Below are 13,101 nucleotides of genomic sequence, written 5' to 3'. Positions count from 1 at the left end.
TCATGCGTCATTGTTAACGAGGATCATTTTCCGAAACGGTAATAAACGGTTCGGTCAGTGATAGCGTGATCTCATTGGAAGAGACACGCTGGCCCTGCTCATCTTCTACCACCACAGACAATCGCCAGCGGTTTGTCGCACCTTCTCTGTTGTCCCACTTCGGCATAATAATCGTCCAACCCTGAGCGCTTCGGCTATTGCTGCCCGCCGTTAAGCTCAACGCCTGAGTATCACCCTGCCATGCCAGACGACGGATCCCATGCAAACTACGCACCTGCACCTTCAACGCCACCGTCTCACCAGGCTTGAGATCCCAGGGTGGCGTGGCCAAAAATACCGACAGTGTTTTACGCTGGCGATACTCCAGCGTCGGCAGATTGTTACGTTGTGGATCGTCATAACGACTGCCGCGCAGCGATCGGCTGTTTGCCACCTCGCTTACCATCAGCTGTTTTTTTAGCGGCACACCAAAACGATAATTTAGCGTTAATCCGAGGTTATTCTGACTGACGCCATTTTCACCCTGCTTATGCTGTGCTGCCACGGTGATCAGCGGCACCGGCGTATAGCTCAATCCCAGATTCACCGCCACAGGATTGTGGTACCCGATTCCGGAATGAAACAGATCCACCTGGTCACCAAAATACTGCTCCACGCTGACGCTGGTATTGAGATGTTGATAGAACGGCATGCGCATTTGCGCGGTCAGGTCGTATCCCCGGGCCATCCGTTGTTCTTGAGTTGCAAAACGATCCTGCCAGGAGGACAACGGTTGATAGTAATTAGCAGATAAACGGAGGTATTCACCCCACGCCTCTGCCCCCACGCCTCCCCGAGGCAGATTCTCATCCAGCAGGTTGTCATAAAAGGTGTTGTAACCCAGTAACCAACCGTCACGAACCCAGCGCTGCCCAATCCCCGCATTACTGACCAGGCCTCCGTCCTGTTGCGTCAGCCCCAACTGGCTCCAGGTGAGATAACGTTGATTGTCCTGCCACGGGATAAACCAACTTCCCCGACTCCCGGTAAAGCTGCCTTCGTTATCCACCTGCAACCCCACGCTGGCGTTTCCCCAGGGAGAGAGCCAGGATTCCAGTTGCTGATTCACCTGTTCGCTGACCCTGTCGCGCACCTGGCCAAACGCAAACTGCTTCGCCTGTTCACCTGTATCAAGCCCGTTATCGGTCATGCTGGCTTCACCAAACGCTTTGACCATTTCGGCAAAGTGCTTTTCGCCTGCCCGCGACTCCGGCGCCATACCAAGATCGGGCAAGCCATCACTATTGTTATCGAAAGGGTTTTCCGCCTGGTGAATAAATGACGATTGCGCGCTGGCAGTACCGCCTGCCAACGGCAAGAGTGCAAATACAGCGAGAGATAAATAAATAATACGGCTCAAATCGTTAGTGGTTTCTTATATCTATTAGCCACAGCGGCATACTTATCTTAAACCATAACGTCTTCAGTATTGATTTTCAGCCCTTCCTTCCTTTTTCGGCATTATCCTGGCATCTAGAAATAGGTGTAACATACGTGTCAGTTTTTAACGCTCACATGCAGCAAAAGGAGTAAAAATGCAAAAGATAGTGATCGTCGCGAACGGTGCAGCCTATGGAAGCGAATCGTTATTTAACAGCCTACGTCTGGCTATCGCCTTGCGCGAGCAGGAAGGGGATCTCGATCTGCGTTTGTTTTTAATGTCGGACGCGGTAACCGCGGGATTGCGTGGTCAAAAACCCGCGGAAGGATACAATATTCAGCAAATGCTGGAGATTCTGACGGCGCAAAATGTGCCGGTAAAACTGTGCAAAACCTGCACCGATGGCCGTGGAATCACCACGCTGCCGTTAATTGACGGAGTAGCCGTCGGCACGCTGGTTGAACTGGCTCAATGGACGCTGGCTGCAGATAAAGTGCTGACCTTCTGATACACCGCTTTCAGGCAAGCACACTGAAAGTGTCGATAATTTCCGGATTTAATCGTAGATGGGCGCGGTTTCGTTGAACGTTAGCACGCCCTTTCAATCCTTTTGAGGGATTTTGTCACTTTTGTTTAATCGTTATGCCATTTTTTGATCAAAATCAGCATCCCGTTGCTCCCCCTTTGGTGTTATGCAATGAGTGAAATGTGAACAACATCACGCAGCACTTTCGACAGAAAGTACGTTGTTTTCAAGAACGGGGTGAAAAATGGCATTAGTGAAGGCAAGTTTAAAGTTATTTGGTGGCGATACGGTGGTTGTGCGCTGTTCCGAGCGCTGTCACATCCATCTGATGAGCGAGAAAAATCACGTCAAAGACACGCAGTCCGACATCTTAAGCGTGCAGGATCGTGATAACGCATGGTTGACCGTGCCCTACACCGGCATCTGGAATGTGCTGATCGACAGCCACAGCCAGTCGCTAGAGCATTCAATAAGTTATATTGCAGCCTAAGCGTTAATTGCCCGAAAAGCGCCTGGCTTTCGGGCATTCAGTTCCCGGCTGGATTCAGGCAAACCCTGGCCGCATAACGCCTTCCGGCAGATTCTCTCCCAACAATCGTTTGACCGTGATCACCAGATCGTTAAGACAGTCATCCTGCATCCCCAACTTGACCAGCTCTTGTTCCAGCGAGAACAAATACTGGGCGTTGGTGCCTAAAGGTCCGCTCGCCGCAGCGATAAGCGGCGCAATCACCTGCGCGCGCGTGTCTGACTCAAACAGCGGGTGGCGAGGATCCATAATAAAGACCAGCGCGTTCACCGTCCGACCATCATCCAGCGCCAACTGGCACCAGGTGGGCAGATAGCATCCGGTGATCATTTCACGCTTCCACAGTAAAGAAAGCTCTTGTTCGAGCGATGCGTTAGGTAAGCGGTAGGCTACACCGGTAGTGCGTCCGCCCTCTTTCAAGGCCAACATGCGTCCTGGCTGACCCGCCGTTCCTCGCCCCGCCGTCAGGCGCAGGCAAAAAGCACGGTGCCAGCCAACTAACGTCCCGGTACAGGACTCATCAAACTCTAAGGCCGGATTCCACATCAACGATCCATAACCGAAGATCCACACCGGTCCATCATCGGGTCGGCAAGCAAGCGTGGCCGCCAGTGAGGCTGCCCGTTGTTCCGCTGACCAGAGTAGTGATTCTTCAATAGCACCAAATGCCGTCTTACAGTCGGCATTCAATAAAAAATCACGCGTTAACACCTTACACCTCCGCCACTGCTGCTTCCCTGCGACAACTTTTTTGACGCCTTCCGGGCTTTTTTACTGCTCATTTTGAAACCAATAGCTGGACAATAGGCAATTCGCCGCTAGCTTGCAAGGCAACAAAGCGTCAACGGCACTTTATATCCTCTCGCGTTGCTAAGCTCTGCACTATCATTTGTATCAGTAGTATCAGCAATTTTTGTTGACGTTAAAATCTAATGCTTTGTTATTTAAATACTCTATAAACAAGATATGCAATTTTATCCGCTTGGATGCAAAAATTGGTCCATGCCGTAAAATTACGTAAAACTAGATCGGAAATACCGAAAGATCTGTTATTTTTTACATTCTTTAATACTTTTATAATTATAAATACCTGCAGAGATGGAGAATTAGTTCAATGACACAAGTACATGAGGCGGTAAAAACCCGCCACAAGGAGACCTCTCTCGTCTTCCCGATTTTGGCGCTGGTAGTCCTGTTCTTCTGGGGGAGCAGTCAGTCACTACCAGTGGTCATCGGTATTAATGCGCTGGCCCTTATTGGTATATTAAGCAGCGCATTCAGCGTTGTCCGTCATGCGGATGTATTAGCACATCGACTTGGCGAACCCTACGGGTCACTGATCCTCAGCCTGTCCGTCGTTATTCTCGAAGTCAGCTTAATCTCCGCATTAATGGCGACCGGTGATGCTGCACCTACGCTCATGCGCGACACGTTGTACTCAATCATTATGATCGTCACCGGCGGTCTGGTCGGTTTTTCGTTACTATTGGGTGGCCGTAAATTTGCTACTCAGTATATGAATCTGTTTGGTATTAAACAGTATTTAATTGCCCTGTTCCCACTGGCCATTATTGTACTGGTGTTCCCAATGGCTTTACCGGGAGCGAATTTCACTACCGCCCAGGCGCTGCTGGTAGCATTAATTTCTGCAGCGATGTACGGCGTATTTTTACTGATTCAAACCAAAACGCACCAAAGCCTGTTCATTTACGAGCATGAAGATGAAGGCGACGATGACGACCCGCATCACGGCAAGCCATCAGCGCACAGCAATATGTGGCACGCCGCCTGGCTTATCATTCATCTGATCGCCGTTATTGCCGTAACCAAGATGAACGCCAGCCCACTGGAGACCTTGCTGACTGAACTGAATGCCCCAGTGGCCTTTACCGGTTTCCTGGTTGCGTTACTCATCCTCTCTCCTGAAGGGCTGGGCGCGCTGAAAGCGGTTCTGAGCAATCAGGTACAGCGGGCGATGAATTTGTTCTTCGGTTCAGTATTAGCCACTATTTCACTGACCGTACCAGTGGTGACGCTGATCGCATGGGCAACCGGGAATGATTTGGTGTTTGCGCTGGGCGCGCCAGAGATGATTGTGATGGTTTCTTCACTGGTACTGTGCCATATCTCTTTCTCCACCGGACGCACCAATGTGCTTAACGGTGCGGCACATCTGGCGCTGTTTATCGCCTATCTGATGACGATATTTGCCTGATGAAAAAAGCCGGACACCGACATAACTTGTCGGGTCCGGCTTCTTATTTCCTTTCGTATACCTGATAAGCGCAAGCTCTATCAGGCACACAAAAGGAATTAGTTCTCAGTATCCAGCTCGTCGAAGCTTTTCACCAGGTCATCAATCGCTTTAATCTGCGTCAGGAACTGTTCCAGTTTTGCCAGCGGCAGCGCGGATGGGCCATCGCATTTCGCATTGGCTGGATCCGGATGCGCTTCAATAAACAGACCCGCCAGACCTACCGCCATACCGGCGCGAGCCAGTTCGGTAACCTGCGCACGACGACCGCCGCTTGCTGCGCCAAACGGATCACGGCATTGCAGCGCATGGGTAACGTCAAAAATCACCGGTGAGTTGCCGGAGACTTTCTTCATCACGCTGAAGCCCAGCATGTCTACAACCAGGTTGTCATAACCAAAGTTCGCGCCACGGTCGCACAGAATAACCTTATCGTTACCACCTTCATGGAATTTATCCACGATATTGCCCATCTGGCCAGGGCTTACGAACTGCGGTTTCTTCACGTTGATAACGGCACCGGTTTTCGCCATCGCTTCCACCAGATCGGTCTGACGCGCGAGGAATGCCGGCAGCTGAATCACATCCACCACGTCAGCAACAGGCTGCGCCTGGCTGGCTTCGTGAACGTCGGTGATCACTTTTACGCCAAAAGTCTGCTTCAGTTCCTGGAAGATTTTCATCCCTTCTTCAAGGCCCGGTCCACGGTAAGAGTGGATGGAAGAACGGTTGGCTTTATCAAAGGAGGCTTTGAACACGTAAGGGATACCCAGCTTTTGAGTAACGGTTACGTAGTGCTCACAAATGCGCATCGCCAGATCGCGGGATTCCAGCACGTTCATTCCGCCAAACAGCACGAACGGCAGGTCATTTGCCACGTTGATGTCGCCAATGCTAACCACTTTTTGTTTCATAGGATCGCCTTAAACGGTAGGTAAAGTGTCATTAATCAATGCAATACAATTTGCTTGTGCGAAATAGTATTAATCTGCGCACGAATCATTTCGCTGATCGGGTCTTCCGGACACTGCTCAACGAAATAACTTAAATCGGTCAGCGCAACATGTTCACACTCGAGCTGCGCGTAGATTAATCCACGATCGCGTATTTCATACGGATCTTCAGGATTAAACTGTAATAGTGCTTCGCTGGCACGCAGCGCCAGCTCCATTTGCCGCTCTTCCATCAGCGATGATTTCAGCGTGTCGAGCAGCTTGCGGATTACTTCTGCATTATCCGCCTCATCCAGGTCTTCGTTAAACAGCTCCGCGACCGGGCTGATATTCCCCTTCAGCCACACTTCCAGCGTGTGCTCATTTAACGTTTCGCCATTGAACGGATTGATTAGCCACATTTCGCCATCGAGCGATTCAATACGCAGGATGAGTTGTGTCGGGAAAATCACCGGCACCAGCGGTAGCTCCAGTCGGTTGGCAATCCACAACAAGATAGCGCCCAGAGATACGGCGCTGCCCTGACGATTTTTCAGTACCTGGTCAAGCCATAATGCATCAGAAAGACGATAGACGCCGTGGGTATCCGTAAACCCCCATTCGCCGTAAAAAAGTGCCAGCAGTTTTTCCAGTTGCTCATCCTGAGACAGGAGCTGGCTAATTTCTTCTTGCGCCAGACTAACCAGACGTTCCAGTTCGTCATACACAGTTTGTGTTGGAAAATCCAGACGGATAGACTCCGACGCCAGGATCATCCCATCACACAATGGCGCTTTATTAAATTCGAAATCAGCTAACGACCTCATGCTTACCCCAGTAACGGTATTTTTGTGGTGGCGAGTTTAATGATGATGTACAGCACCACCAGTGCCAGCGGAAATGCGACTAATCGCGCCTGCTGACTGCGCGCCCGACGATAATCGAGCGCAATAAAACCCAAAACGATGTAAATGATAACCCCAAACAGCTTTTCAGTCAGCCATGTCCCGTGCTCAGTGAATGGCAGGATGTGCGCTTTAACCATTAACGCTATGCCGCTGAGTAATAAAACGGTATCGACAACCGGCGGCACGATGCGCGTCCAGCGCGCGCAGGCAAGGCGCGAGTCGGTGTAACGCCACCAAAAACGCAGCGTTAACAGACCAACAGAAAGCGCAATGCTGATGAGATGGACGTTGAGTAACACGCTGAAGGTACTCATGATGGGATGCGTCCAAGCGTAATTCGCTCGTTGCCGCCATAGTCGCGGCAGGTTTCAACCGCCTGGTAACCGGCATGAGTATAGGCGTCGCGGACTGCCTGTCCCTGCTGCCAGCCGTGCTCCAGCAACAGATATCCGCCGGGCGTTAACATTTGTCGAGACTGGTCAATGATATGCACGATATCCGCCATACCCTGCTCGCCCGCCACCAGTGCCGATAGCGGCTCAAAACGTACATCGCCAAGCGCCAGGTGCGGGTCCTGTTCGTCAATATACGGCGGATTGCTGACAATCATGTCAAACTGCTGCCCCTGCAAAGCACTGAACCAGTCGCTTTGCAGCACGCAAACATTGTCGATGGCCAGATGCTGTTTGTTGCGAGTTGCCAGCGCCACGGCATCGGGCATGCGGTCAACCGCGGTCACCGCACAATCCGGACGCTCAGTTGCCAGCGCCAGCGCGATGGCGCCCGTACCGGTTCCCAAATCGAGAATACGACACGCAGAGGCAGGCAGACGAGCCAGCGCCTGCTCAACAAGACACTCAGTATCCGGGCGTGGAATAAGCGTAGCCGGAGAGACAAACAGCGGCAGCGACCAGAACTCGCGCACGCCGGTCAGATGTGCCACCGGCTCACCCCGCTGACGGCGTTCCAGTAATGTATCGAGCCGTTGACGCTGCGCCTCGGTTAACACCGTTTCGCCGAACGCCAGAATAAAGGTGCGCCCCTTACCGGTGACAAACTCGAGTAAAATCTCGGCGTCACGTCGCGGGCTTTCGCTTTCCTGTAATTGGCTTATCGCTTCACGCAGCCAGTGCTGATAATCCATTAATCCTGCTCGGACAACGCCGCCAGTTGGTCGGCCTGGTATTCCTGGACAATCGGCTCAATCAGCATATCCAGTTTGCCTTCCATCGCTTCATCCAGACGGTAGAGTGTCAGGTTAATGCGGTGATCGGTCACACGACCCTGCGGGAAGTTATAGGTGCGGTTACGATCGCTGCGATCGCCGCTGCCCAACAGGTTACGACGTTCAGAGGCTTCTGCCTGTTGACGTCTTGCCACTTCGGCGGCACGAATTCGCGCCCCCAGCACCGACATCGCTTTGGCTTTGTTTTTATGCTGTGAACGTTCGTCCTGGCATTCCACCACGATACCGGTCGGTAAGTGGGTAATACGGATTGCGGAGTCGGTGGTGTTAACGTGCTGACCGCCCGCGCCTGATGAACGGAAGGTATCAATACGCAGATCGGCCGGGTTGATGTCCGGCAGTTCGGCATCCGGCAGTTCCGGCATGACAGCGACCGTACAGGCAGAAGTATGAATACGCCCCTGCGATTCCGTCGCAGGTACGCGCTGCACGCGATGGCCGCCGGACTCAAACTTCAGTCGCCCGTAAACGCCTTCGCCGCTAATCTTGGCAATGACTTCTTTAAACCCGCCATGTTCGCCTTCGCTGGCGCTCATGATCTCTACCCGCCAGCGACGCGATTCAGCGTAACGGCTGTACATGCGGAACAGATCGCCGGCAAACAGCGCCGCTTCATCACCACCGGTTCCCGCACGCACTTCGAGGAAGGCGTTACGTTCGTCATCGGGGTCTTTAGGTAACAGCAGGACCTGCAGATGCTGTTCCAGCTGCTCGCATTTCTCTTTTGCTTCGCGCAGTTCATCCTGCGCCATTTCACGCATTTCAGGATCGTCGAGCATCATCTGAGCCGTCTCGATATCTTCCTGAACCTGTTGCCAGTCCGTAAAACAGCGAGAGACATCGCTTAATTGCGCATATTCGCGCGACAGCGCACGAAAGCGATCCTGGTCTGCGATAGTACCCGCATCACCGAGCAGCGCCTGAACTTCTTCATGGCGTTCATGCAGGGCTTCCAGTTTGGCAACGATAGAAGGCTTCATAGGCGTAAATGCACCCTGTAAAAAATAAGATTGGTGTGCTGCTACTCCAGCCCGAGGCTGTCGCGCAGAATATTCAGGCGTTCACTATCCCCATCACGGGCGGCCTGTTGAAGTGATTTGGTTGGTGCATGGATCAGGCGGTTGGTCAGTTTCCAGGCCAAATCCTGCATAATGGCTTGCGCATCACCGCCCTGCTGAAGAGCGGCCAACGCTTTAGCGGTCAGTTCATCACGGATCTGTTCTGACTGACTGCGATACTCGCGGATAGTGTCGCTTGCGCCCTGGGCGCGTAGCCAGGCCATAAACTCGCTGGCTTCCTGCTCCACAATCGTTTCGGCTTCCACCGCCGCCGCTTTGCGCTGGGCCAGGTTATGCGAAATGATGCTTTGCAGGTCATCAACGCTGTACAGATAGGCGTTAGACAATTTACCCACTTCCGGCTCGACATCGCGCGGTACGGCGATATCCACCAGTAACATAGGCTGATTGCGACGGTTTTTAAGCGCGCGTTCCACCATTCCTTTACCGATAATCGGCAGCGGACTGGCAGTAGAACTGATAATGATATCGGCATCCTGCAAACGCGCGTCGATATCACTCAGTGAAATCACCTCGGCGCCGACTTCATCTGCCAGCACCTGCGCACGCTCGCGCGTACGGTTGGCGATGATCATCTTCTTCACTTTATGCTCGCGCAAGTGTCGCGCTACCAGTTCGATGGTTTCGCCCGCACCGACTAACAGCACGGTTACCGTTGAGAGCGATTCAAATATCTGCCGCGCCAGAGTACAGGCGGCAAACGCCACCGACACGGCGCTGGCACCGATGTCAGTTTCTGTACGTACACGTTTAGCAACAGAGAATGATTTCTGGAACATGCGCTCCAGCGCACTGGCGTTCTGGTGGCCTTTTTGCGAATCCGCAAATGCTTTTTTCACCTGCCCCAAAATTTGCGGTTCACCGAGCACCAGTGAATCCAGACCACTGGCAACGCGCATCAAATGACTGACGGCGTCGTTGTCCTGGTGCCAGTACAGGCTATTACGTAGGTCTTCTTCATTGAGGTTATGGTATTCGCACAGCCAGCGAATCAGCGCTTCTCGCAGGTTATCCTGCTCTTCCACGCTGAGGTAAATCTCTGTGCGGTTACACGTCGACAGCACTACCCCGCCCTGCACCATTGGCAGCGCTTGCAGGCTGTCCAGCGCCTGATCGAGCGTATCCGGCGAAAACGTTACGCGTTCTCGCAGCGATACAGGTGCCGTTTTATGGTTAATACCAAGCGCTAAAAGGGTCATGTGTGCGGGAATAGTACCAGCGTTGATAAGGTTAGACTGGGTGCATCATACAGGATGCGTGCGGTCAATAAAAGAGACTGACCCCTTTTGGAGTAATAGCTTAGTGCACAAATTTAAGCGATTTAAGATAACTTGAACGTAGACGATGTCAGATGGTGGCGCTAGCATTGAGAGTTATAACTGCAACGTATCTCAAGGATTTGTCATCATTATGACCCTGCCTGATTTTCGCCTGATTCGCCTGCTGCCCCTTGCGGCCCTGGTTCTTAGTGCCTGTACCCTCAACGCGCCGAAAGGTCCCGGCAAAAGCCCCGATTCCCCGCAGTGGCGCCAGCACCAGCAGGAAGTACGCGCCCTGAACCAATATCAGACGCGCGGTGCGTTTGCCTATATTTCCGATCAACAGAAAGTGTATGCCCGCTTTTTCTGGCAGCAAACCGGTCAGGATCGCTATCGTCTCCTGCTGACCAACCCACTGGGCAGCACTGAACTGGAACTCAATGCGCAGCCGGGTAACGTCGAACTGGTCGATAACAAAGGCAAGCACTACACTGCCGACGACGCTGAAGAGATGATCGGCAAACTGACTGGCATGCCTATCCCATTGAATAGCCTGCGCCAGTGGATCCTTGGTCTGCCGGGAGATGCCACCGATTACAAACTCGATGATCAATACCGTCTAAGTGAAGTGAATTACAGCAAAGACGGTAAAAACTGGAAAGTGGTCTATAGCGGCTACGACAGCAAAACCCAGCCAGCGATGCCGGCAAACATGGAGCTGTCGGACGGCTCCCAGCGTATTAAGCTGAAAATGGACAACTGGATTGTGAAATGATGACTCATTGGCCCTCTCCGGCAAAACTGAATCTGTTTTTATACATCACCGGGCAACGTGCGGACGGTTACCACTCGCTGCAAACGCTATTTCAGTTTCTTGATTATGGCGACACGATAGATATTGCGCTGCGTGGCGACGGCGAAATTCGCCTGTTAACCCCGGTGGAAGGCGTTGCGCACGAAGACAACCTGATCGTCCGTGCGGCACGTTTGCTGATGAAGGTAGCATCTGAAAGCAATCGCCTTCCCAAAGGGAGCGGTGCGGACATCAGTATCGACAAACGCCTGCCGATGGGCGGCGGCCTCGGCGGTGGTTCATCAAATGCGGCAACCGTTCTGGTGGCGCTTAACCATCTCTGGCAGTGTGGACTTTCGATTGATGAACTGGCGGCACTCGGTTTAACCCTAGGGGCGGATGTTCCCGTGTTCGTGCGCGGCCATGCGGCCTTTGCCGAAGGTGTTGGAGAAATTCTGACGCCGGTCGAGCCTGAAGAAAAGTGGTATCTGGTTGCTCACCCAGGAGTCAGCATTCCGACACCGGTGATTTTTAACGATCCCGACCTCCCGCGCAACACGCCAAAAAGGTCAATAAAAACGTTACTAAAATGTGAATTCGGCAATGATTGCGAGGTTATCGCAAGAAAACGTTTTCGCGAGGTTGATGCGGCGCTTTCCTGGCTGTTAGAATACGCGCCGTCGCGCCTGACTGGTACAGGGGCTTGTGTCTTTGCTGAATTTGACACTGAGTCTCGTGCTCGCCAGGTGCTTGAGCAAGCCCCGGAATGGCTCAAAGGCTTTGTGGCGAAAGGCGTCAACCTCTCCCCATTGCACAGAGCGTTACTCTAAATCCTTCTGGTTTCAGGAAGATGGCGAAATGACGAACCGCCAGGAGCATACAAAAGTATGTGACTGATGTGAGGAATTAATGCCAGCGAACATGAAACACGAAGGATAACGAGTAAGCCGGGCAAGCTGAGTTGCGGTGACAACGTCACCCTGTTCCAGACGTTGCATCGCGCTCTTTAATACACCGCATGGAGAGGATACTGCCTGGCCCGCACAGTTTTCGGCAGATTCTTTCCACCAATGGACGCATGCCTGAGGTTCTTCTCGTGCCTGATATGAAGCTTTTTGCTGGTAACGCCACCCCGGAACTAGCACAACGTATTGCCAACCGCCTGTACACTTCACTCGGCGACGCCGCTGTAGGTCGCTTTAGCGACGGCGAAGTCAGCGTACAAATTAATGAAAATGTACGCGGTGGTGATATTTTCATCATCCAGTCCACTTGTGCCCCTACTAACGACAACCTGATGGAATTGGTCGTTATGGTTGATGCGCTGCGCCGTGCTTCCGCAGGCCGTATCACCGCCGTTATTCCTTACTTCGGCTATGCACGTCAGGATCGTCGCGTACGTTCCGCTCGTGTACCGATTACCGCTAAAGTCGTCGCTGATTTCCTGTCCAGCGTTGGCGTTGACCGCGTCCTCACCGTTGACCTGCATGCTGAACAGATCCAGGGCTTCTTCGATGTACCGGTTGATAACGTATTTGGTAGCCCGATCCTGTTAGAAGACATGCTGCAGCTGAACCTGGACAACCCGATTGTGGTTTCTCCGGATATCGGTGGCGTCGTGCGTGCCCGCGCTATCGCTAAACTGCTGAACGATACCGATATGGCTATCATCGACAAACGTCGCCCGCGTGCGAACGTTTCTCAGGTGATGCACATTATTGGTGACGTTGCAGGTCGTGACTGCGTACTGGTTGATGACATGATCGATACCGGCGGTACGCTGTGCAAAGCAGCAGAAGCACTGAAAGAACGTGGTGCAAAACGCGTATTTGCTTACGCAACCCACCCGATCTTCTCAGGTAATGCGGCAAACAACCTGCGCAACTCAGTGATTGATGAAGTCGTTGTCTGTGACACCATTCCACTGACTGACGAAATCAAAGCACTGCCAAACGTGCGTACATTGACCCTGTCGGGTATGCTGGCCGAAGCGATTCGTCGTATCAGCAACGAAGAATCCATCTCTGCTATGTTCGAGCATTAATCGAGCCCGGCTCAAAAACCCGCTGCGGCGGGTTTTTTTATCTGTAATATTTATTTGTATGACTTTTGCCTCCTTCACCTGCCATTCAGTTGACAGATGATGCGCCCATGG

General features: G+C 52.5%; 14 protein-coding genes. 6 read left to right on the top strand and 8 right to left on the bottom strand.

The window, feature by feature from the left end; all coding sequences use genetic code 11:
- Positions 1-13: 13 nt before the first annotated feature.
- The gene (locus tag OGV98_RS08170; RefSeq protein ID WP_202581273.1) at positions 14-1,399 is read right to left on the bottom strand and encodes a YchO/YchP family invasin; all 1,386 of its coding nucleotides are present in this window, start codon (positions 1,397-1,399) and stop codon (positions 14-16) included.
- Between the two features lie 175 nt (positions 1,400-1,574).
- On the opposite strand from OGV98_RS08170, the gene OGV98_RS08165 reads away from it, so the two are divergent.
- Positions 1,575-1,928 (top strand): DsrE/DsrF/TusD sulfur relay family protein, encoded by a 354-nt coding sequence (locus tag OGV98_RS08165; protein ID WP_003020761.1) that lies wholly within the window; start codon positions 1,575-1,577, stop codon positions 1,926-1,928.
- 262 nt (positions 1,929-2,190) lie between these two features.
- A complete protein-coding gene (locus tag OGV98_RS08160) occupies positions 2,191-2,436 on the top strand; it encodes a DUF1883 domain-containing protein (protein ID WP_003020763.1) in 246 nt (81 codons plus the stop codon).
- A gap of 54 nt (positions 2,437-2,490) precedes the next feature.
- Here OGV98_RS08160 and OGV98_RS08155 read toward each other — a convergent pair whose 3' ends face one another.
- Positions 2,491-3,186 (bottom strand): gamma-glutamylcyclotransferase, encoded by a 696-nt coding sequence (locus OGV98_RS08155; RefSeq protein ID WP_003020766.1) that lies wholly within the window; start codon positions 3,184-3,186, stop codon positions 2,491-2,493.
- Positions 3,187-3,589: 403 nt separating this feature from the next.
- Between OGV98_RS08155 and chaA the strand changes: the two genes are divergently transcribed.
- Entirely contained in the window at positions 3,590-4,690 is a 1,101-nt protein-coding gene (gene chaA / locus OGV98_RS08150) for a sodium-potassium/proton antiporter ChaA (protein ID WP_003020769.1), read from the top strand.
- Between the two features lie 98 nt (positions 4,691-4,788).
- On the opposite strand, the gene kdsA is transcribed toward chaA, so the two are convergent.
- Genes kdsA through hemA form a run of 6 tightly spaced genes read right to left on the bottom strand, consistent with a single transcriptional unit; the run spans position 4,789 to position 10,093 of the window.
- A complete protein-coding gene (gene kdsA / locus OGV98_RS08145) occupies positions 4,789-5,643 on the bottom strand; it encodes a 3-deoxy-8-phosphooctulonate synthase (RefSeq protein WP_003020772.1) in 855 nt (284 codons plus the stop codon).
- A gap of 35 nt (positions 5,644-5,678) precedes the next feature.
- On the bottom strand, positions 5,679-6,488 hold the full coding sequence (gene sirB1, locus OGV98_RS08140) for an invasion regulator SirB1 (protein ID WP_003020775.1): 810 nt from the start codon (positions 6,486-6,488) through the stop codon (positions 5,679-5,681).
- 2 nt (positions 6,489-6,490) lie between these two features.
- The gene (gene sirB2 / locus OGV98_RS08135; RefSeq protein ID WP_003020779.1) at positions 6,491-6,883 is read right to left on the bottom strand and encodes an invasion regulator SirB2; all 393 of its coding nucleotides are present in this window, start codon (positions 6,881-6,883) and stop codon (positions 6,491-6,493) included.
- Positions 6,880-7,713 carry a peptide chain release factor N(5)-glutamine methyltransferase gene (prmC, locus tag OGV98_RS08130; protein WP_048232145.1) on the bottom strand — a complete coding sequence of 278 codons (834 nt, stop codon included), beginning with the start codon at positions 7,711-7,713 and terminating at the stop codon, positions 6,880-6,882. Before prmC ends, sirB2 begins: the two co-directional genes overlap by 4 nt.
- A complete protein-coding gene (gene prfA, locus OGV98_RS08125; protein ID WP_003020786.1) occupies positions 7,713-8,795 on the bottom strand; it encodes a peptide chain release factor 1 in 1,083 nt (360 codons plus the stop codon). Before prfA ends, prmC begins: the two co-directional genes overlap by 1 nt.
- A 41-nt stretch (positions 8,796-8,836) precedes the next feature.
- Positions 8,837-10,093: a glutamyl-tRNA reductase gene (hemA, locus tag OGV98_RS08120; protein WP_003020789.1), complete on the bottom strand. Its 1,257-nt coding sequence runs from the start codon at positions 10,091-10,093 to the stop codon at positions 8,837-8,839.
- 211 nt (positions 10,094-10,304) lie between these two features.
- On the opposite strand from hemA, the gene lolB reads away from it, so the two are divergent.
- The 3 genes from lolB to prs all read left to right on the top strand — a co-directional run bounded on the left by lolB (position 10,305) and on the right by prs (position 12,990).
- Positions 10,305-10,928: a lipoprotein insertase outer membrane protein LolB gene (gene lolB / locus OGV98_RS08115; RefSeq protein ID WP_032935449.1), complete on the top strand. Its 624-nt coding sequence runs from the start codon at positions 10,305-10,307 to the stop codon at positions 10,926-10,928.
- Entirely contained in the window at positions 10,925-11,776 is an 852-nt protein-coding gene (gene ispE / locus OGV98_RS08110) for a 4-(cytidine 5'-diphospho)-2-C-methyl-D-erythritol kinase (protein ID WP_032935447.1), read from the top strand. Before lolB ends, ispE begins: the two co-directional genes overlap by 4 nt.
- Before the next feature lie 266 nt (positions 11,777-12,042).
- Positions 12,043-12,990 (top strand): ribose-phosphate diphosphokinase, encoded by a 948-nt coding sequence (prs, locus tag OGV98_RS08105; protein ID WP_001518537.1) that lies wholly within the window; start codon positions 12,043-12,045, stop codon positions 12,988-12,990.
- Positions 12,991-13,101: the final 111 nt, after the last annotated feature.

The organism is Citrobacter sp. Cf136, assembly GCF_030333815.1.
Lineage (GTDB): Bacteria > Pseudomonadota > Gammaproteobacteria > Enterobacterales > Enterobacteriaceae > Citrobacter > Citrobacter freundii.
Note: the sequence above shows the minus strand (reverse complement) of the source record. Positions and strands in the feature narration are given on the sequence as shown.

What these genes read in the sequence shown, in the direction of transcription:
- sirB2 (WP_003020779.1), bottom strand. Translation starts at nt 6,883, where the DNA reads ATGAGTACCTTCAGCGTGTTACTCAACGTCCATCTCATCAGCATTGCG.
- hemA (WP_003020789.1), bottom strand. Translation starts at nt 10,093, where the DNA reads ATGACCCTTTTAGCGCTTGGTATTAACCATAAAACGGCACCTGTATCG.
- prmC (WP_048232145.1), bottom strand. Translation starts at nt 7,713, where the DNA reads ATGGATTATCAGCACTGGCTGCGTGAAGCGATAAGCCAATTACAGGAA.
- ispE (WP_032935447.1), top strand. Translation starts at nt 10,925, where the DNA reads ATGATGACTCATTGGCCCTCTCCGGCAAAACTGAATCTGTTTTTATAC.
- lolB (WP_032935449.1), top strand. Translation starts at nt 10,305, where the DNA reads ATGACCCTGCCTGATTTTCGCCTGATTCGCCTGCTGCCCCTTGCGGCC.
- OGV98_RS08165 (WP_003020761.1), top strand. Translation starts at nt 1,575, where the DNA reads ATGCAAAAGATAGTGATCGTCGCGAACGGTGCAGCCTATGGAAGCGAA.
- chaA (WP_003020769.1), top strand. Translation starts at nt 3,590, where the DNA reads ATGACACAAGTACATGAGGCGGTAAAAACCCGCCACAAGGAGACCTCT.
- OGV98_RS08160 (WP_003020763.1), top strand. Translation starts at nt 2,191, where the DNA reads ATGGCATTAGTGAAGGCAAGTTTAAAGTTATTTGGTGGCGATACGGTG.
- sirB1 (WP_003020775.1), bottom strand. Translation starts at nt 6,488, where the DNA reads ATGAGGTCGTTAGCTGATTTCGAATTTAATAAAGCGCCATTGTGTGAT.
- prfA (WP_003020786.1), bottom strand. Translation starts at nt 8,795, where the DNA reads ATGAAGCCTTCTATCGTTGCCAAACTGGAAGCCCTGCATGAACGCCAT.
- kdsA (WP_003020772.1), bottom strand. Translation starts at nt 5,643, where the DNA reads ATGAAACAAAAAGTGGTTAGCATTGGCGACATCAACGTGGCAAATGAC.